At 55.5% G+C, this 18,941-nt stretch carries 14 protein-coding genes and 2 CRISPR repeat arrays (1 of these 16 only partly in view); of the genes, 7 read left to right on the plus strand and 7 right to left on the minus strand.

Going from position 1 to position 18,941, the window contains the following annotated elements; all coding sequences use genetic code 11:
- Positions 1 to 129: 129 nt before the first annotated feature.
- Positions 130 to 624 carry a leucine-responsive transcriptional regulator Lrp gene (gene lrp, locus L6R44_RS08825; protein ID WP_000228469.1) on the minus strand — a complete coding sequence of 165 codons (495 nt, stop codon included), beginning with the start codon at positions 622 to 624 and terminating at the stop codon, positions 130 to 132.
- Positions 625 to 1,168: 544 nt separating this feature from the next.
- Between lrp and trxB the strand changes: the two genes are divergently transcribed.
- From trxB to L6R44_RS08860, 7 genes are all read left to right on the plus strand, one after another.
- Positions 1,169 to 2,137 (plus strand): thioredoxin-disulfide reductase, encoded by a 969-nt coding sequence (gene trxB, locus L6R44_RS08830; protein WP_032639235.1) that lies wholly within the window; start codon positions 1,169 to 1,171, stop codon positions 2,135 to 2,137.
- 114 nt (positions 2,138 to 2,251) lie between these two features.
- On the plus strand, positions 2,252 to 4,018 hold the full coding sequence (cydD, locus tag L6R44_RS08835) for a heme ABC transporter permease/ATP-binding protein CydD (protein WP_237423905.1): 1,767 nt from the start codon (positions 2,252 to 2,254) through the stop codon (positions 4,016 to 4,018).
- Positions 4,018 to 5,739: a heme ABC transporter ATP-binding protein/permease CydC gene (gene cydC, locus L6R44_RS08840; RefSeq protein ID WP_237423906.1), complete on the plus strand. Its 1,722-nt coding sequence runs from the start codon at positions 4,018 to 4,020 to the stop codon at positions 5,737 to 5,739. The genes cydD and cydC overlap by 1 nt, the downstream gene beginning before the upstream one ends.
- A 45-nt stretch (positions 5,740 to 5,784) precedes the next feature.
- Complete coding sequence (gene aat / locus L6R44_RS08845; RefSeq protein ID WP_237423907.1) at positions 5,785 to 6,489, plus strand: leucyl/phenylalanyl-tRNA--protein transferase; 705 nt, start codon at positions 5,785 to 5,787, stop codon at positions 6,487 to 6,489.
- A gap of 284 nt (positions 6,490 to 6,773) precedes the next feature.
- Positions 6,774 to 6,992, plus strand: a complete 219-nt coding sequence (gene infA / locus L6R44_RS08850; RefSeq protein ID WP_002211347.1) for a translation initiation factor IF-1 — start codon at positions 6,774 to 6,776, stop codon at positions 6,990 to 6,992.
- Positions 6,993 to 7,156: 164 nt separating this feature from the next.
- A CRISPR array of direct repeats spans positions 7,157 to 8,087; the repeat unit is 28 nt; unit sequence TTTCTAAGCTGCCTGTACGGCAGTGCAC.
- Positions 8,088 to 8,326: 239 nt separating this feature from the next.
- Complete coding sequence (gene parS / locus L6R44_RS08855; protein WP_237423908.1) at positions 8,327 to 8,770, plus strand: type II RES/Xre toxin-antitoxin system antitoxin; 444 nt, start codon at positions 8,327 to 8,329, stop codon at positions 8,768 to 8,770.
- Positions 8,767 to 9,240: an RES family NAD+ phosphorylase gene (locus L6R44_RS08860; RefSeq protein ID WP_237423909.1), complete on the plus strand. Its 474-nt coding sequence runs from the start codon at positions 8,767 to 8,769 to the stop codon at positions 9,238 to 9,240. The genes parS and L6R44_RS08860 overlap by 4 nt, the downstream gene beginning before the upstream one ends.
- 21 nt (positions 9,241 to 9,261) lie before the next feature.
- On the opposite strand, the gene cas6f is transcribed toward L6R44_RS08860, so the two are convergent.
- The 6 genes from cas6f to cas1f all read right to left on the minus strand — a co-directional run bounded on the left by cas6f (position 9,262) and on the right by cas1f (position 17,679).
- Positions 9,262 to 9,816 carry a type I-F CRISPR-associated endoribonuclease Cas6/Csy4 gene (cas6f, locus tag L6R44_RS08865; RefSeq protein WP_237423910.1) on the minus strand — a complete coding sequence of 185 codons (555 nt, stop codon included), beginning with the start codon at positions 9,814 to 9,816 and terminating at the stop codon, positions 9,262 to 9,264.
- Between the two features lie 9 nt (positions 9,817 to 9,825).
- Complete coding sequence (gene csy3 / locus L6R44_RS08870) at positions 9,826 to 10,824, minus strand: type I-F CRISPR-associated protein Csy3 (RefSeq protein WP_237423911.1); 999 nt, start codon at positions 10,822 to 10,824, stop codon at positions 9,826 to 9,828.
- 13 nt (positions 10,825 to 10,837) lie between these two features.
- On the minus strand, positions 10,838 to 11,773 hold the full coding sequence (csy2, locus tag L6R44_RS08875) for a type I-F CRISPR-associated protein Csy2 (RefSeq protein ID WP_237423912.1): 936 nt from the start codon (positions 11,771 to 11,773) through the stop codon (positions 10,838 to 10,840).
- The gene (csy1, locus tag L6R44_RS08880) at positions 11,770 to 13,077 is read right to left on the minus strand and encodes a type I-F CRISPR-associated protein Csy1 (RefSeq protein ID WP_237423913.1); all 1,308 of its coding nucleotides are present in this window, start codon (positions 13,075 to 13,077) and stop codon (positions 11,770 to 11,772) included. Before csy1 ends, csy2 begins: the two co-directional genes overlap by 4 nt.
- A gap of 355 nt (positions 13,078 to 13,432) precedes the next feature.
- On the minus strand, positions 13,433 to 16,699 hold the full coding sequence (gene cas3f / locus L6R44_RS08885; RefSeq protein ID WP_237423914.1) for a type I-F CRISPR-associated helicase Cas3f: 3,267 nt from the start codon (positions 16,697 to 16,699) through the stop codon (positions 13,433 to 13,435).
- Complete coding sequence (gene cas1f, locus L6R44_RS08890; protein ID WP_237423915.1) at positions 16,696 to 17,679, minus strand: type I-F CRISPR-associated endonuclease Cas1f; 984 nt, start codon at positions 17,677 to 17,679, stop codon at positions 16,696 to 16,698. The genes cas3f and cas1f overlap by 4 nt, the downstream gene beginning before the upstream one ends.
- A gap of 335 nt (positions 17,680 to 18,014) precedes the next feature.
- A CRISPR array of direct repeats spans positions 18,015 to 18,941; the repeat unit is 28 nt; unit sequence TTTCTAAGCTGCCTGTACGGCAGTGAAC (it continues 185 nt past the right edge of the window).

Below are 18,941 nucleotides of genomic sequence, written 5' to 3' on the forward strand. Positions count from 1 at the left end.
CTCTCCAGGTATCAGGCATATCCTGCCTGTTTGCTAAAACGGACAACAGCGCCGGGGGTCCCCGGCACTGTTGCTGTATGGATTAACAGGAGTGTAATCAAACTACGCTGATTTTGCACCTGTTCCGTGTTAGCGCGTCTTAATAACCAGACGATTGCTCTGTTTGACCTCTTCCATCACCACATAAGTACGGGTGTCGTTCACGCCTGGCAGACGCAGCAGGGTTTCACCCAGCAGCTTGCGGTAGGCGGACATATCAGGCACACGGGTTTTCAACAGGTAGTCGAAATCACCGGAAACCAGGTGACACTCTTGAATTTCTTCAAGTTTTTGTACAGCGGCGTTAAATTGCTCAAACACATCCGGCGCACCACGATTCAGAGTAATCTCAACAAATACCAGAAGTGAGGCATCCAGATAATGCGGGTTCAGCAGAGCAGTATAGCCCTGAATGAAACCCTGTCTTTCCAGTCGGCGCACACGCTCAAGGCACGGCGTCGGGGAAAGTCCCACACGTTTTGAAAGCTCGACGTTGGAAATACGCCCATCCTTTTGCAATTCATTAAGAATGTTACGATCGATACGGTCGAGATCTTTGCCAGGGCGCTTCTTGCTATCTACCATTATTATTGTCTCTCTGTATTCCTTCCCTACTCCTGCCTGGACCCTGTGCACATCACTGTTCAGAGCCTGTACCCGTTAGTCATCACATCGCCTGATTTTGTATTAGACGCGATGCGGATTCGGGTTCTGTTGGTAAGAAGACCGTTGCCCGAAGGCCGTCACCGACATCACGTATGGCGTCTGTCCACGCCATGCGTAGATTTCACTGACCCGGTAAAAATGGCATTTACGTGCATGCCTATGCGGCATACGGTTAACGCAGTTTTTTTTCTTCCTTGAATGTTTTCGCAAAAGCGCAGGGGATTGTCAAAGCAAAACATCGTTTTTTAGTACAACATGCCGGATATTCATTACGCCGGGGGATTAATCCTCATTTTATTGCCTTACAAACGACCGATTTTCAGCAGAAAGCGTGATGTTATAGCGCATCATTCATCGTCCGCGGCTATTACACAGATTGATATCAAAATTGCTGTGCTCTTTTTTTACGACAACAAATTCCCTACAATCCAGCCAAATGTCTGCCAACAACAATGGGGATCTCATGGGCACGGCCAAACACAGTAAGCTGCTAATCCTTGGTTCTGGACCTGCGGGATACACCGCAGCGGTCTATGCTGCACGCGCTAACCTGCACCCGGTACTCATCACCGGTATGGAAAAAGGCGGTCAGCTGACCACCACCACCGAAGTGGAAAACTGGCCAGGGGACCCGAACGACCTGACCGGGCCGCTGCTGATGGAACGTATGCACGAGCATGCCGCGAAATTCGAAACCGAAATTCTGTTCGACCACATCAACAAGGTCGATCTGCAGAACCGTCCGTTCCGCCTGACGGGCGACAGCGGCGAATACACCTGCGACGCGCTGATCGTCGCCACCGGTGCCTCTGCCCGCTACCTCGGCCTGCCATCCGAAGAGGCGTTCAAAGGCCGCGGCGTCTCTGCCTGCGCCACCTGTGACGGTTTCTTCTACCGCAATCAGAAGGTTGCGGTCATCGGCGGCGGTAACACCGCGGTGGAAGAAGCGCTCTACCTGGCGAACATTGCCTCTGAGGTGCACCTGATCCACCGTCGCGAGACCTTCCGCGCGGAGAAGATCCTGATCAAGCGCCTGATGGATAAAGTGGCAAGCGGCAACATCGTGCTGCACACCAACCGTACTCTGGAAGAGGTGACGGGCGATCAGATGGGCGTTGCCGGTCTGCGTATCCGCGATACCCAGAACACCGATAAGGTCGAAACGCTGGAAGTAGCGGGTCTGTTTGTGGCGATCGGTCACAGCCCGAACACCGCCATCTTCGACGGCCAGCTGGAGCTGGAAAACGGCTACATCAAAGTGCAGTCCGGCATTCACGGTAACGCGACCCAGACCAGCATCCCGGGCGTGTTCGCGGCTGGCGACGTGATGGACCATATCTACCGTCAGGCGATCACCTCTGCGGGCACCGGCTGTATGGCCGCGCTGGACGCTGAACGCTACCTCGATGGGCTGGCTGAACAAGGTAAATAATCTTTACAAGTCAGTAACAAACGTAAATAAAGGCGGCGATAAGTCGCCTTTATTGTCTCCCCGTTGTAACATTGCGCTGCCCAATTTCTAATAACGTCACCTGCAAAGTACGCAATGGAAAAAACCCGTCAACAAGAGTTAACACGCTGGCTGAAACAGCAAAGCGTTATTTCCCGCCGCTGGCTTATGATTTCCCGTCTGCTGGGGTTCGTTAGCGGTCTGTTGATTGTTGCCCAGGCATGGCTGCTGGCCCGCATTCTTAATCACATGATCATGGAGAACATCCCGCGCGAAGCGCTCCTGCTGCCCTTTATTGTCCTGATCCTGATTTTTATCCTGCGCGCCTGGGTGGTATGGCTGCGTGAGCGCGTCGGTTTTCACGCCGGACAGCATATCCGCTACGAGATCCGTCGTCAGGTGCTCGACAGGCTTCAGGAAGCCGGGCCCGCGTGGATCCAGGGCAAACCTGCCGGAAGCTGGGCGACGCTGATCCTTGAGCAGATTGACGATATGCACGACTACTACGCGCGCTATTTGCCGCAGATGGCCCTTGCCGTCTTCGTTCCGGTGCTGATCGTCATCGCCATCTTCCCGGTGAACTGGATGGCGGCGCTGATTCTGATGGGCACCGCCCCGCTGATCCCGCTCTTTATGGCGCTGGTCGGCATGGGAGCAGCGGATGCCAACCGCCGCAACTTCCTGGCGCTGGGTCGCCTCAGCGGCCATTTCCTCGATCGCCTTCGCGGCATGGAGACGCTGCGCATTTTTGGCCGCGGTGAAGCGGAAACCGAAAACATTCGTCAGGCATCGCAGGACTTCCGCCAGCGCACCATGGAAGTGCTCCGCCTCGCCTTCCTGTCTTCCGGCGTACTGGAATTCTTTACCTCGCTGTCGATTGCCCTCGTGGCGGTCTACTTTGGCTTCTCCTACCTCGGCGCGCTGGATTTCGGCCATTACGGCACGGCGGTGACCCTTTCCGCCGGGTTCCTGGCGCTGATCCTGGCCCCGGAGTTTTTCCAGCCGCTTCGCGATCTGGGGACGTTCTATCACGCCAAAGCGCAGGCGGTTGGCGCTGCCGACAGCCTGAAAACGTTCCTTGAAACGCCGCTGGCCCACCCGGAACGGGGTGACGTGACGCTGAACGCTAACGAACCCGTGACCATTGAAGCGCAGGACTTTTCCATTCTGTCCCCCGAGGGCAAAGTGCTCGCCGGTCCGCTGGACTTTACCTTATCGGCCGGACAGCGCGTGGTGCTCGTCGGCACCAGCGGTTCCGGTAAAAGCTCGCTGCTGAATGCGCTATCCGGCTTTATGGCCTACACGGGCTCACTGCGGATCAACAAAACCGAACTGCGCAACCTCGATCCTGACGCCTGGCGTAAACAGCTCAGCTGGGTCGGACAAAACCCGCAGCTGCCCGCCGCTACGCTGCGTGAAAACGTCCTGCTGGCGCGCCCGGACGCGCGTGAAGATGAACTCCAATCGGTCCTCGAGCGCGCATGGGTCAGCGAGTTTTTGCCGCTGCTCCCGCAAGGGGTGGATACCGTGGTCGGCGACCAGTCCGCCGGGCTGTCGGTCGGACAGGCGCAGCGTGTGGCCGTTGCCCGCGCGCTGCTTAACCCATGCCAGCTGATGCTGCTGGACGAGCCCGCCGCCAGCCTGGATGCCCACAGCGAGCAGCGCGTAATGGAGGCCCTGAACGCCGCCTCCCGGCAGCAAACCACCCTGATGGTCACCCACCAGCTGGAGGGCATTGCCGACTGGGACCAGATCTGGGTCATGGAGAATGGTCGTATTGTTGAGCAAGGCGATTACGCCTCTCTCGTTGCCGCGCAGGGGCCGTTTGCCGCCCTGCTGGCGAACCGTCAGGAGGACATCTGATGCGTGCTCTGCTGCCTTATCTGGCGCTCTATAAACGCCACAAATGGATGCTGACGCTGGGGATTGTGCTGGCGATTGTCACGCTGCTCGCCAGCATCGGCCTGCTCACGCTTTCCGGCTGGTTCCTGTCGGCCTCGGCCGTCGCGGGGTTCGCCGGGTTATACAGCTTCAACTATATGCTTCCGGCAGCGGGCGTTCGCGGCACCGCCATCACCCGCACGGCCGGACGCTATTTCGAACGGCTGGTCAGCCACGACGCCACTTTCCGCGTGCTGCAGCACCTGCGTATCTACACCTTCAGCAAGCTGCTGCCCCTCTCCCCTGCCGGGCTGGCGCGTTTTCGTCAGGGCGAGCTGCTTAACCGCGTCGTTGCCGATGTCGACACGCTGGATCACCTGTATCTGCGCGTAATCTCCCCGATCGTGGGCGCGTTTGTGGTGATTGTGGTGGTTACGCTGGGGCTGTCTGTTCTCGATGTTCCCGTTGCGCTGACGCTCGGCGGGATCATGCTGCTGACGCTCATCATTCTTCCCCCGCTGTTTTACCGCGCCGGGAAATCCACCGGGGAAAACCTGACGCGACTGCGCGGGGACTACCGCCAGCAGCTGACCTCCTGGCTTCAGGGACAGGCAGAGCTGACCATTTTTGGCGCCAGCAAGCGCTACCGCGCCCGAATGGAAAGTACGGAGCTGAACTGGCATGAGGCCCAGCGCCGTCAGTCGGAGCTGACGGCCTTCTCTCAGGCGCTGATGATGTTAATCGGCGGCGTGGCGGTCATTGCCATGCTGTGGCTGGCATCCGGCGATATCGGCGGAAACACCCAGCCGGGTCCGCTTATCGCCCTTTTCGTCTTCTGCGCGCTGGCCGCGTTTGAAGCGCTGGCCCCTGTCACGGGTGCCTTCCAGCATCTGGGCCAGGTGATCGCCTCTGCCCTGCGCATCACGCAAATTGCCGAGCAGAAGCCTGAAGTGACGTTCAGCGCCGGGCAGACCGCTGTACCCGAGCAGGTTGCACTGACGCTTGAAGATGTCACCTTCAGCTATGACAGGCAGGCGCAGAACGCGCTGGACGGTATCACTCTTTCGGTCAATGCAGGTCAGCGGATTGCGATCCTCGGCCGTACCGGCTGCGGTAAATCGACGCTGCTGCAGCTGCTGACCCGCGCCTGGGATCCGCAGCGCGGTCAGATTCGCTTCAACAATACGCTGCTGACTGATTTCAGCGAACCGGCCCTGCGTAAGACCGTGAGCGTTGTTCCTCAGCGCGTGCATCTGTTTAGCGCCACGCTGCGCGATAACCTGCTGCTGGCCGCACCGGAGGCCTCTGACGACGCGCTTCGTGCCGTGCTTGAACAGGTCGGCCTGCAAAAACTGCTTGAGGACGATGGGTTGAACGCCTGGCTGGGCGAAGGCGGCCGCCAGCTCTCCGGCGGTGAGCTGCGCCGTCTGGCGATTGCGCGCGCGCTGCTGCACGATGCGCCTCTGATGCTGCTCGACGAGCCCACAGAAGGGCTTGACGCCACGACCGAGAGCCAAATCCTTGATTTACTGGCCAATGTCATGACGGGCAAAACCGTGCTGATGGTCACGCATCGCCTGCGCGGACTGGCGAGTTTTGATCGGATAATTGTGATGGACAACGGGCACATTATTGAGCAAGGTAATCACGCAGAGCTGCTGGCGAAACAGGGTCGCTACTACCAGTTTAAACAGCGTCTGTAGACTATATTTGTAGCGTCCTCACTCGCGTACTGGAGTTTTGCTGTCATGCGCCTGGTCCAGCTTTCTCGTCATAACATTGCGTTCCCGTCTCCGGAAGGGGCGCTGCGTGAGCCCAACGGGCTGCTGGCCCTGGGCGGTGACCTCAGTCCTGCGCGGCTGTTGATGGCGTACCAGCGCGGTATCTTCCCCTGGTTTTCTCCCGGCGACCCGATTTTATGGTGGTCTCCCGATCCGCGTGCCGTGCTGTGGCCTGCGCAGTTTCACCTGAGCCGCAGCATGAAGCGTTTCCATGCGAAATCACCCTATCGCGTTACCCTCAATCACGCTTTTGGTCAGGTCATTGAAGGCTGCGCCGAAGACCGCTATGAAGGGACATGGATAACCCGCGATATCATTACCGCCTACCACCAGCTTCATGAGCTTGGCTACGCCCACTCCATCGAAGTATGGGAAGGCACCGCTCTCGTCGGCGGCATGTACGGCGTGGCGCAAGGGTCGCTGTTTTGTGGCGAATCGATGTTCTCCCGTGCGGTTAACGCCTCGAAAACCGCGCTGCTGGTCTTCTGCGAGACGTTTGCCCAGCGCGGCGGACGCCTCATCGATTGTCAGGTGCTCAACGAGCATACGGCCTCCCTCGGGGCTGTTGAAATCCCGCGCCGCCAGTACATCGAACAGCTTGAAGCCAGCCGTCAGGAGAAGCTCCCGCGCGACTTCTGGATACCGAAAACGCTCTTTGTGCCCAATGCCTAAATGTTTTCCGCATATTTTTTGTGAGGGTGTTATAATTACGCCGCAGAGTAGCTTCTGCCTGTTGCCCCGCCGCCGTTTGGGACCCTCGCTTCAGATAACGTCCTGACGTTTATCCTGTCGTCTCCCCTTTGCGAATGCGCTTCCTGTTCGGTTGTACCGTGACGCTTGGGCAATGCGCCGAAACTGTTTTGCTGCGTTTTAATCGCGCAATTCTTTACTTAATTGATGAATTTCGGCATTATCTTGCCGGTTCAAAACTTGGTAGTGATACCCCAGAGGATTAGATGGCCAAAGAAGACAATATTGAAATGCAGGGTACCGTACTTGATACGTTGCCTAATACCATGTTTCGCGTAGAGCTGGAAAACGGTCACGTGGTAACTGCGCACATCTCCGGTAAAATGCGCAAAAACTACATCCGCATTTTGACGGGCGACAAAGTGACTGTTGAACTGACCCCGTACGACCTGAGCAAAGGCCGCATTGTCTTCCGTAGTCGCTAATTGTTTTCGCCTGTAATGGCAGATGAATATTAAATAAGGCCGGGATTTTCCCGGCCTTATTTTTTTGTGGTGCAGTTGATTATTTGAACAATTATTTGGCGGTTCGTTTCAGGCTGTCTGTTCGACAGTGTAGAAAGTAAGGGGGAGAGACCTTATTTTCTATTTTGCTAAGCTGCGGGTACGGCAGTGCACAGCAACGCTATCGATTCGCACCTGACCGATGATTTCTAAGCTGCCTGTACGGCAGTGCACAAATGCCTGACGTTCCGTAACCGCATTGTTTCCTTTCTAAGCTGCCTGTACGGCAGTGCACGCGAGGCTGCTCTTGCACGTAGTTGTCAGCCTTTTCTAAGCTGCCTGTACGGCAGTGCACATTCAGCTCTCAAGCCGGGGTCACGTCTACACTTTTCTAAGCTGCCTGTACGGCAGTGCACTACCTGACGACCCAGCAGGATGTGCTCACGAGTTTCTAATCTCCCTGTACGGCAGTGCACCGTTTCACTTAAATCAAAAGCCCCGTTAAGTCTTTCTAAGCTGCCTGTACGGCAGTGCACATGGCTTCTACGAGCGTCCAGACCCGCGTTAATTTCTAAGCTGCCTGTACGGCAGTGCACGGTCCGCTCAACCCGTCGGGAGACCCGCCGGATTTCTAAGCTGCCTGTACGGCAGTGCACATTATGAGATATATGGCTGGGGTGACCAGATTTTTCTAAGCTGCCTGTACGGCAGTGCACCAGCTGCTGCTTGTTGGTGCCCTCGACGGTACTTTCTAAGCTGCCTGTACGGCAGTGCACTAAGGAGTTTATATGGGATTCGGCTCGGCAATTTTTCTAAGCTGCCTGTACGGCAGTGCACGATGATTTCCGGCGTGGCAATCTCCGTTGCGCTTTCTAAGCTGCCTGTACGGCAGTGCACGTTTAGCGCTCCGTCTTTCTCCAGCTTTTCGCTTTCTAAGCTGCCTGTACGGCAGTGCACATTGGCATTGCTGAACTTAAGGGCGATATCGTTTTCTAAGCTGCCTGTACGGCAGTGCACATCGTGTGCAGTACGCCGCGTCATATGCAGACTTTCTAAGCTGCCTGTACGGCAGTGCACTGAAATAATATCTTCACACCATTATGATTTTCATACAAAAAAAGCTAAAAACCCTTCTTTCACCCTCTTTATCACCCCCTCAAAATATCCATTTAATATCAATGTATTACAAACACCCTAAAAATTAGGGTCAAACGCCATTCTTCTTATAAACCACCTTGCACAAAAAACATCCATTTCATTCATTATGACAAATGACTATACTTAATCATGACAAATGACACCAATCCGGAGGTAACATGAGAACATGGATCCCCGACCAGCAACCTGCTGATAACGCGCTTTGGCGGTACGCTGGTTTACCTGCAAACAGGGGTATGCGGCTGATTGAGTTTCTCAATCAGGGGTTACCCGTCAGCGTGCTCGACAATATCCATGAGTGGACGGCGATGTCGAAAGCGGACATTTTGCGCGTCACCGGAATTAATGAACGTAACGTAGCCCGCCGCAAAAGCGCGGGACGGACGCTGACGCCGGATGAAAGCGAACGCGTGGCCCGTTTCGTTCGGGTGCTGGATGCTGCTGTCGACTATTTTGGCAGTAAAGAAGAGGCATGGAACTGGCTGCAGGCGCCGGTGCGCGGGCTTGGAAATGTTGCCCCTGTCGACCTGATCGCGACGGAAACCGGTGCCCTGGAAGTCACCGACTTGATTGGTCGACTCGAACATGGCGTGTTCGCATGATTTTTTATCGTCTGGTGACGGGACGCTATGCCAGCGAAGCGTGGAGCGGAAGCGGCGCAAACCAGTATGGCGGATGCTGGAACCATAAAGGCCATCCAGCGGTGTATGTGTCCACCTCCATCTCGCTGGCCTCACTGGAAATTCTGGTGCACGTTCGGAAAGATAGCGTGTTGAATCAGTACCATCTTTTCAGCATCGATATCCCGGATGACCAGATTGATTACCTGGATAAAGCGTGGCTCCCCGAAGACTGGCAGGAAAATCCAGCGCCGGTATCAACGATGGATCTGGGAACCGGATGGTTACAGGCTAACAGCGCCCTCGCGCTTATCCTACCGTCCTGCATCATCCCTTATGAAAACAATGCCATCCTTAACCCCTTACATCCGGCATTCCACACGGCGCTCAATTCAGTTCAGCAAATGCCCTTTATTTTTGATGCCCGCCTGGCTGAAAAAACCGCACCCTGAACGCGGATGCGGTTATGCGCTTCAGAACCAGGGAACCGTTGCCGTCGCGCTGAGTCCGTAGGTCGTAAATGTCCCCGAGACAGGCGCAGACAGCACATCCCCGTGGCGAATAAAAAGCTTAAAAGACTGGCCTGTTGAGAGACTACGCAAGTTGAGCCAGGGCAGATCCGTCCTCGCCTCCTGCATCGTCAGCAAACGCTGCTGCGCCTCGTCCTCCGTTAGCCATCCTTTTTTTACCGAGCGTCGCATCAGACGCTGCGCGCTGCTTTTCACCTGGACGCGGCTCACGCACCGCCACTGGCTGACGACGGGCACGGGCTGGATGTCCGAAGATATGCAGTAGTCGCTCAGTCCTTTTCGCCATGTGATTGATTCGAGTTCGCTTAACGCTGGGCGAGTACCGTGCAGACGTAACACCGGGCCGGGCTTCATGCCGTGCGCAGGCAAGCTGATGCCAATATCCCCCTGCCCCCGCTGGCCCAGCGCGCGATGCAGCTTAGCCATCAGCGCGGCCATCAGCATCTCCTCGCTGAACTCCGGGTCGGGCAGGACGCGGATCTCAATGTAGTGATCCATAACCACTCCTTACTCGCCCTTCTCACCGAAGACGCCGCCGCGGATCAGCACGGCCATGACGTAATGCTGCTGTTCAACGTCAGGCTTTTGGCCTTTCGTCACCCAGTTATCCAGCAGGGTGTAGAAGTCCATCTTCTCTTTCGGCTGGCGGCAGGCCACACCACGGCTGGTGACAGAGCCATACGGTTCGACAGCGATAGCACCCAGCTCATCGACCTGAGGGTGCCATGTATCAATTGTTCGAATGGCATTACCGATTTTCTGCGAGTGCATGCCTGCAACGCTGTCTACCTGATACAACAGACGGCTCTTGCTGCTGTTGCTGTCCAGGACCAGCTCCTGCGACGGGAAGATCTCCTGCCCGGCACCGAGCAGCACCTGCGCGTCGACGTTCAGGAGAACAAATTCTTCACCGCTAAGCCCTTTTTCGATCTCCTGCGCCAGTGCGTTTAAGCGCTCATCGCAGGCAGAAAAATCTCGAAGCGCATAATTGTACGCATCAAACGTCCACGCTTTACTGCCCGTCACGTTCACGATAATTTTTTCTGCCCCGACGCGGTTACGCCATAAAAAACGACCATTTGCCAGATTGGTTGCATAGCGACGCGCCAGCTCTTTGAAACCGTGTTCACTGATATAACCGTCGATAACCTGCTGAAGTTCATCCTGGTAGGCACGATCGTTACACACTGATGGCGTCGACAGGTTGCCCAGCACGCGAAGGGTAAATTTCACCTTCAGGGTGTCTGCATCGGCGGGCAGCGACGCCACGTCCACACGCTGCAGGTTCGCTTTCTGGATCTCCGCATCCAGCTTTGCCGGATCGTTGGTCAGCGCATTTTTCAGACGGTTAGAAATGGTGCCGCGTACCGCTTTTTCCTGAATCCGAATCGGCTGCCAGGTCTCCCCCGCCCAGCGTCCTGAATACATCACCGCATCCGAGGTTGCCAGTTTACGTTCAAATGCCAGTACAGATGCCGTTTTAACGGCAGTTGGAGCCTTTGCCATAGATAAGTCCTTTTTAATTAAGAGGTTCAGAAGTCAACGGCGCGCCCGCGCCCTGACAGTAGTAGCCTGTTTCCGTCGTGCGATAGCGCCAGAAAATGTCGTCAAGCGACCGAATCCGATGCAGACCGCACCACTCGCCCACGCCATACACCGCTTCGGTAAACGCGAAGGGCGTTTCTGCATCGCGCGCGTTTTCCACGACGCCGGGGGCGTAAAGTTCAGAGATACGCTGGTAGCCCGTCATTAACGGCACCAGATAACCGGGATTAGGTTTGGGAACAACGTGCCAGTCAGCCGGCTCGCCTTCGCGCAGGTTGCCGCTCTCCGGCATTTCCGCCTGGATTTTCAGCGCGGCGAAATCAAGCCAGGCATCAAGCAATGTGGCATCAGGATGGTTTTCAAGCAGGGTTTGATGATGTTGAACCAGCCAGCTGCTCCGATCGCGTAAGGCAAAACCGGGCATAAGCTGCCACTGCAACCGACGCATTTCGCGATCGGTAGACGGCATCGCCATAACGGTAATCGCCTCAATATCAACGACTATGCCGCCCGCCAGTCGGAGCGTCGGGCACACCTGCGAAAGGTATTCGGCCAGGTCACGCTGTCCGTATTCACCGTTCGGAATTTCCCCGTGACACTCAAGCAGGAGCGAAACCGTCATATGCATGCGCCCCTCTTCATTAAATGAGGCCGTTTTCGCTTCACGGGTAAGGGGATTACGCGTCAGGGCAAACTGATAATCGCGACCAGACGTGTGCGCGTGGATCTGGTGTTCGTGGCTGACGACGGCACAGCCCTCGATGCGCAGCCCGTGCGTTTCCGTCAGCCTGCGCGACAGCGCATGGGCAAATCCCAGGAAATGAGTGATGGCGGGAAAACCCCAGGTCAGGCCAGCAATCGCGTTGGCGTTTTCGACGCTAATACGGCGAAGCAGGATCAGTGAGCTCATTTCAGCGCCTCCCGGATGATTTTTTCCATTTCACGCAGGTTGCTGCGTAAACGTTCGCGGGTTTCCCACTCTCGTTTTTCCACATTACCGACATCCGGCAGCGACTTGCGCAGACGGGCGTTGAGCCACTGGGCAAAATCTTCCGCCACCGCGTCCTGCCAGTCGTCTTTATCCCGCTCAAGACGAAAAGCTTCATCGGTTTTGGTGCGCCAGGGATCGAGCCAGAGCTGCTGATGAGGTTTCAGATCGGGACAGTTGAGCGTCCAGTTCTGCGCGGTTTCCCGTTGAAATACAGAGGCGATCTCAAACAGCAGATCGATAATCATATTGATGTAGCCGTCGCGCGCTTCACGAATACGAAAATTGGTGTAATCGCCCGCCTTCGTCAGTAGGGAAACAAGCAGCTGAATATGACTCTTCGCACGGCGGTCAAATTGCCCACCCGAGGTGAAAACAGAACGTAAGCTCGTTGGTGGCTTTTCTGCCCTTTTCCACTGCGGCGGCTGGCAGGAGAGCAGCCAGCTACGTCCGCCGCGTACGCTGTTCAGATAGGAAATGTTTTGCGGTTTAGTGCCACCAAAGTGTATTTCTGCTGAATCCGGGAAAAGCGTAAGCGGAGTGGGATGCCAGGTTTTCTCTCGACGCGCTTTCCAGATGGCTTTTACATTGTCGCCAAAACGACAGGCAATCATCTTCTGATGCATAGCGTGAACAAGCGAGGTGGCAAACAACGGGCTTAACAGATGGTAATTTTCACCTACCGGAAAATACCCCTGTTTAGCCAGCTTGTGCGAAGCGGGTTCGCCGGACGTTAACGCGCGAGAAAAACCCGCAATCCATTCACGCAGTTGACTCTCGTCATCGGTAAACGCGGCCAGCGCGGCGCAGTCGCCACGTTTCAGGCTTGCCAGAAGGGAATCGCCGCCCTCAACCCGCGTTTGCAATAATTTCGCGACGTCAAGCGCAGCGGCGTTGCCCACCGCATCCGGTTCCAGACCTGACAACGCAGCGGTGCTGAGATACCCTTCCTGCGCCACTGCCTCGCTGTAAATACTGCTACTTTTTGAATCCCCGTGGGTAAATTTCGCCGCATGGGTTACGAGGTTAATTTGCCATGCTCGCTTTGCGGCATCCGTCAGCCATGCTTTTGGCTCATAGCGAAGCTCCAGTTCCCGGCGTTCAGCCGCAAGCGTTGCGCTATCTTCGCTGCGCTTTGCGGCCGCTTTATCAAATGCTTCCAGCTTTGTTTGCCGTCGTCCGGCAATGTACTCACTGATGAAAGCAGTAACAACGCTTTGTGACATAACACCTTCCTGAACTTGTCTATTTTCCAATTATCCGTTGTTGATACTGTTTTTGGATCGTTTCGGACATGGTGGCTATGGGCCACATCAAAACAACGGGCCAGAGTAAGCAACGGCGACAAAAACCCCGACCAGAAGCAAAAAACGCATCAGTTTGATAAGCATCACACTATTCCCTTGCAAACTTTATGGGTAGTGAATGCTTGGTTTTTATTACCAACAACTAAATTTTCATCCTACTTATAAATAGATTCTCTTTAAATTTATTATATTTTATTTTCTCTAAAATCTTCTTTAATCTCATTGACGTAACTGTCGTACTGACAGCTTAGAAGTACTTGTAAAACGATTCGCTTCAAATGTTCACTGCTGTACAAGCAGCCCGCGCCCTCTCTGAGAGGGCGCGAAACACCCCCAACACCGGGTGATACAACCATTTCTCTGTTTCCTCCTCCCGGGTCACTCTCAACGTAATTTCGCCATACCGTCGAGACACCGCAGCCAGCTCCATCTGCTTCGTTTCGGCGAGCGCCTGTAATATCTCGGCATATTCGATTGCGACCCACGGCTCTACGCCGTCAGCCATAAACAACGCCTGTTCGCAAAACCGTCCTGCGGGTTTTAACCTGCCGTCTTCCTGCATCAGGCAAAACTCAGGTTCACCGTCTTCCTCTTCCATGCGCAAAAAGAAAGTGTCCTGCGGTGACGCACGGCGAAAAGGCGTCCGCAGCTGCAGCTCACCGTTCCACGTCAGCGGTAGCCGCCACCAGGACGCCGCCACCGCATCTGATTTCTTGCCATCGCCCAGCAGCGCGGCGCGCAAACGCTCATGCTCCAGCGCCGCCAGCGCGTTGCCGGGCAGATTTTCAACGATGCGCGGGATCGCATTCAGCGTGCGGTAGTCTTCTTCAGTAAGAAGCTCATGAAGATCGTGATGAGCCAGCGGATGCTGCTCGGTCTCAAAACCGGGTCGGCAGTAGGCGATCTTCTCTCCGCGAAGCGCGCGCACGTTGCGATCCAGAATCACCAGATTTTCGTACTCAGGCACCTGCTGACGGTGGCGTTGAATACGTCCGGCGAACTGAATCAGCGAACGCATTGAGCTTGGCTCGACTATTCCCCAATCAGCATCAAAATCCCTACCAACCTCTAAAACGGCGTTTCCCAGCACGACGAAAAGATGGTGCTGCTCCTGTGAATTCATAGCCTGTTGCACTTCAGGCAACTGCCAGACCTGCTCCGCGTCGTGTCGGGTGAAAGCCCGATCAAGCCGTTTTTCAACCTCGGCGCGCACCGCAAGCGGGTGCTGGGCGTGGTAAACACAGTAATGAATGCGGTAATTTTTCGGCGAGGGCGTAGCCATCAACGTTTGTGCGACAGCAACCAGTGGGTTGATGTTTGCCATCCTCACCAGCCCGAACGAGACCGTTTTACCGTTGGGATGCGCGGTGTGATGGTGGTAATGCAGCGCAAGCATTTGCTGATGCAATGTCTCCGCCAGCGCGGAAATCGTATCGGTGCTGCGGGTGGATAGCGGCGCGACGGAGACCAGTTTACCCAGACGAAGCCGGGGCTGGTCTGGCAGACGTTTAATCCGCTGCCTGACAAAATCGCCATGCGCCTGACGAAATTGAGCATCGTCGGCCACATCCTGCGACTGCGCGCCATACTCATCAAACCAGGCGCAGCAGATACTCGTCGGTCTGTCCGACTGACCGCACGCGGCCTGCCAGGCTTTGCGCCCTTCCCGGTAGGCTTCGAACAGCGCTTCCGTTAATGCCGGGGGCAGCGTGGCAGAGGAAAGCAGCACGCGGGCGCCGAGCATGCCCGCCCAGTTCACCAGCCGACAAAGGGCGTGCAAATCATCAACGTCAAAATCATCGGGCTCATCAAGCACCAGATCGCTGGTCAGCAGGCGCAGCATGGCGGGGATCTGCCTGCCGCCGCGCACGCCTTCCGTTGCAGGCATCAGGTGATCGAGTGTTGTCACCAGCACCGGGGCGCTGACCAGGCGATTCAGCGCCGGTTCTTTCGCCAGCCACTGCTGGGCGATACCGCTGCTGGTCGCCCCTTCGTAATGTACGTAGTGATGGCTGGCGAAGAACGCTTCGTCGCTGGCGACGCGGGTATCTTCAGCATCATTACCCTGATACAACTCCTTCACTGCTGCAGCGCCGGTCACCACGGCCAGCGTGTCGTCATCCAGCCCCAGGCGCGACTGCAAAGCCTGACCCGTTTGCAGCGTGAGCGTGCGTAACCCCAGCGCCACGCTAAAACGACATCCTGCCTGCTCATCTGCCAGAGCGTACATGATCCGGGCATTCGCAAAGGTTTTACCGCATCCGGTCGAGGCCATATTGATGCCGAAGAAGCCCTGCTCTGCACTTTTCTCACGCAGGGAAGACGCCACGTCCCATGCCCTGTTTTGCCAGTGAAAACGCGGATCTTTCGCTCTTTCCCGGAACGTCCTGTGTCTTGCGATGGCGGGCAACGAGCGGCGCAGTGCCGGAAGCGAGCGCCCCATCAACAGCGCCAGATGCGCGACGCCGACATTGTGTTCATCCAGCTTTTGCCGAAGCTCTCCGGACTGGCGGTCGCTGTTGGCCCAGCACGGAACGGCATCATCCTGCCATCCGGAATAAGCCGGTTGAGAGGAGTAAACGTGGTCGGCCAGCATCAGCGACAGGCGGGCAAGATGAAGAGTAAAGAGATTATCCAGCGATCCCGCGTGAAGCAGTGCGGGCAGGTTCCGGATGCGCTTACCAATCTGCCGGGCCTTCTCGCGCCACGTTTTACTTTTTAGCGGCGTACCATCGGAGAATTTCCAGACATTTTTAAAATCACGCGCTTTCCACGGATGTTTTTCGGTGGATTTATGATTAAGCGAGCTCCATTCCGGGTTCAGCTGTTTCTCAAACCAGCCTTCGCAATAGTCCAGTTGAGGACGCGTCGAGTGCGACTGCGGTAAGCGGTGATGCGACAAAATCAGCCATACCACCACCTTAGCCAGAGGCGGGAGTTTTCCCAACAGGCTGCCGTTCTTGTCTGTATCCATCTTCAGCGCGTTCAGCATGGCCTTTTCGTCAGCGGCTTTGAGCTGCTTCAACGATGTCAGCCACTGTTCATCGGTGCGCTCCCCGACAAAGGCCTCAAACAGACGAACCGAGATCCATTCGTGGCGGTAAGGCTGACAAATATGCTTGCTTTCTCCTTTAAGCGTCTGCTGGAAGCACATCCCCGCTTTACCAAAATCATGAAACAGCCCGGCAATCGCCGCCAGCAGGGCGATACTTTCCGCACTTTGCCAGCGGTGTTCGCCGTCGTTGCGGATAATTTGCAGGCTCGTGCGATTAGTTGGCACGCGCCCTTGCGCGTTAAAGCGTCGCAAATTCCCGACAATCCACAGCAGCTCGGTTTGTCCGTTTTTTTTCAACCAGTGGCAGGCTACGGCAGTGTTACGACGTGCCGTTTTGCGCAGCAGCTTGCGCAGGGTGGTGACGCCTTCCATCGTTATCGTCGTCAGCCACGCCGCGTCACCCGTTCGCTCAGCAAACTGATCGATAATCTGGCAGCTTTGCTCGCGCGCGCGTTTGGTGCATCGAGAGATAATCAGCACATTCATTTTGCGGCGCCCGCCAGCGCGTGCGCGGTTTCCTGCAGGGTGGCGATCATCACATCCAGCGCGTCAGCCTGTTGAAACGCGTTGATGCAGCGCTGGCGAAACTGTTGATTATCCTCGCCCTCCATCGCCGCCATAAATGCCTGCGGCATAACGAGGGCGTCTTTGATTAAATCAGCAATATCAAAAACCAGCCCGCCGCGTCGGGTTTTACCGTGCATGACGGCCAGACCATGTGGAATGCCCGTTACCCAGGCCGCGACGGCCGCCAGCCCGTAGGCCAGATAATTGCCCTGGTCGAGAAAACGGTTCGCCATATCTGCCCCGCCGCCGCGTTTGGCGCGGGTAAAGCTGCCGTAACCCACCGTCTGGCTGACCAGTTTATAGAGCGATTTGGTAAGCTGCGCTTCCTGAAGCATCAGCGACGTGTGATCCTGTGCGTTTTCCATACCCTGTCTGGCACGTTCCAGAATAGTTTCCAGCGCACCCTTATCAGGCTGAAAAGCAGTGTCTCGCTGCATCCGCGCTCTCGCCCACTGCGTTTCGATTTGCTGTAGACGAATAAACTGAAACCGTTTTGCCGCCTGCAGGCGTTTTTCCTCATCAAACCAGAATGAGACCCAGTTTTGTAAATATGCGGTCGGGCGGTATTCGCTTTGCGGGCTGAGCCATAAGACGTCGATATCTACCTCGTTTGCGGAATAAAGCGGCGTGCCGTCCGTTCCGCAAAAACCAACCATTACGCCTGCCCGCGCAAACTCGCGCATTGCCATTTGCGTAACGGATGTTCCCATTCCCAGCATCACCGCAGTCGTATTCGCGATGGGAATATTCCAGTAAAACGACTCTTGTCCTTCCTGGGTGACATATTCAACACGTCCACCATTCACCTGAACACGACATTTCTCCAGATAATAAATATTGGCACGCTTTGAATGCAGAATGGTTTTTAAGTCTGTAGGGGTGATGCTCTTTACGGACATGGCAAGGGCTTTTATTTCAAGGTGTTGAATGCGCAATATGTTAGCGAACATCGGATGGAAACAAATGTGACGGGTATCAAATGAATAATAATCACCGTGATAATGAGGTGGGAAATCATGTTTTTAGGTGAAGTATTATTTTTGCGAATAATATATTCGCTAGAATATAATTCATGTGTGAATGGTTTTTTTATTTATTGTGAAAATAGAGAGTGCAGGTTTGATGGGATTAGGTTTTAAATTGGTTTGGTGAATATTATACGGTGGGTTGGTTTGAGAGGGGCAGCCTGTGGGGCAGTGACCCTTTTTGCCCCGACTATCGCTAAACGTGCATCTTTCTAAACTGCCTGTACGGCAGTGAACCTTGCGCTGTATGGCGGCGGGGGCGGCGGAATATTTCTAAGCTGCCTGTACGGCAGTGAACGTTAACGGCTTCGACCGTTTCGCCGGAGTCCTTTTCTAAGCTGCCTGTACGGCAGTGAACGACCAACAGGCGGCCCGCGCGGCCGCAATTGATTTCTAAGCTGCCTGTACGGCAGTGAACAAAACCGTTGATGCGGGTGTGGATGCCATCACTTTCTAAGCTGCCTGTACGGCAGTGAACCAGCGAACGCGACCCGAACACGGGCGAGAAGTTTTCTAAGCTGCCTGTACGGCAGTGAACCATGATGGCGATCAGGCGTTGCGGGTCATACTTTTCTAAGCTGCCTGTACGGCAGTGAACCTGATCGCACCAGTACACGCTCACGCGCAGCATTTCTAAGCTGCCTGTACGGCAGTGAACAAGCAGACAAGGCCGCCAGCTATCATTTCCCATTTCTAAGCTGCCTGTAAGGCAGTGAACCAGCCGCTGCCGGAGTGGCTGCCGGTTATACCTTTCTAAGCTGCCTGTACGGCAGTGAACAAGCAGGCCGCCAGCTTGGCGGATCAGCTGATTTTCTAAGCTGCCTGTACGGCAGTGAACCTGCCATAGTCTCTTCCCACGTCTTACCGGTGATTTCTAAGCTGCCTGTACGGCAGTGAACCGGCAGCGTTGGGTGACTGAATGACGCAGCAATTTTCTAAGCTGCCTGTACGGCAGTGAACTCGGTAACAAAGTTAAATGTTAATTGTTTCGCATTTCTAAGCTGCCTGTACGGCAGTGAACGGCTGCATGTTCTGTGGTTTTGGCGTTCACATTTTCTAAGCTGCCTGTACGGCAGTGAACGATTCGGGTTTTGCAAGAAGGTAATACTGGCCTTTCTAAGCTGCCTGTACGGCAG

The organism is Enterobacter cloacae complex sp. ECC445, from assembly GCF_021892025.1.
GTDB lineage: Bacteria > Pseudomonadota > Gammaproteobacteria > Enterobacterales > Enterobacteriaceae > Enterobacter > Enterobacter chengduensis.

What these genes read in the sequence shown, in the direction of transcription:
- lrp (WP_000228469.1), bottom strand. Translation starts at nt 624, where the DNA reads ATGGTAGATAGCAAGAAGCGCCCTGGCAAAGATCTCGACCGTATCGAT.
- trxB (WP_032639235.1), top strand. Translation starts at nt 1,169, where the DNA reads ATGGGCACGGCCAAACACAGTAAGCTGCTAATCCTTGGTTCTGGACCT.
- cydD (WP_237423905.1), top strand. Translation starts at nt 2,252, where the DNA reads ATGGAAAAAACCCGTCAACAAGAGTTAACACGCTGGCTGAAACAGCAA.
- cydC (WP_237423906.1), top strand. Translation starts at nt 4,018, where the DNA reads ATGCGTGCTCTGCTGCCTTATCTGGCGCTCTATAAACGCCACAAATGG.
- aat (WP_237423907.1), top strand. Translation starts at nt 5,785, where the DNA reads ATGCGCCTGGTCCAGCTTTCTCGTCATAACATTGCGTTCCCGTCTCCG.
- infA (WP_002211347.1), top strand. Translation starts at nt 6,774, where the DNA reads ATGGCCAAAGAAGACAATATTGAAATGCAGGGTACCGTACTTGATACG.
- parS (WP_237423908.1), top strand. Translation starts at nt 8,327, where the DNA reads ATGAGAACATGGATCCCCGACCAGCAACCTGCTGATAACGCGCTTTGG.
- L6R44_RS08860 (WP_237423909.1), top strand. Translation starts at nt 8,767, where the DNA reads ATGATTTTTTATCGTCTGGTGACGGGACGCTATGCCAGCGAAGCGTGG.
- cas6f (WP_237423910.1), bottom strand. Translation starts at nt 9,816, where the DNA reads ATGGATCACTACATTGAGATCCGCGTCCTGCCCGACCCGGAGTTCAGC.
- csy3 (WP_237423911.1), bottom strand. Translation starts at nt 10,824, where the DNA reads ATGGCAAAGGCTCCAACTGCCGTTAAAACGGCATCTGTACTGGCATTT.
- csy2 (WP_237423912.1), bottom strand. Translation starts at nt 11,773, where the DNA reads ATGAGCTCACTGATCCTGCTTCGCCGTATTAGCGTCGAAAACGCCAAC.
- csy1 (WP_237423913.1), bottom strand. Translation starts at nt 13,077, where the DNA reads ATGTCACAAAGCGTTGTTACTGCTTTCATCAGTGAGTACATTGCCGGA.
- cas3f (WP_237423914.1), bottom strand. Translation starts at nt 16,699, where the DNA reads ATGAATGTGCTGATTATCTCTCGATGCACCAAACGCGCGCGCGAGCAA.
- cas1f (WP_237423915.1), bottom strand. Translation starts at nt 17,679, where the DNA reads ATGTCCGTAAAGAGCATCACCCCTACAGACTTAAAAACCATTCTGCAT.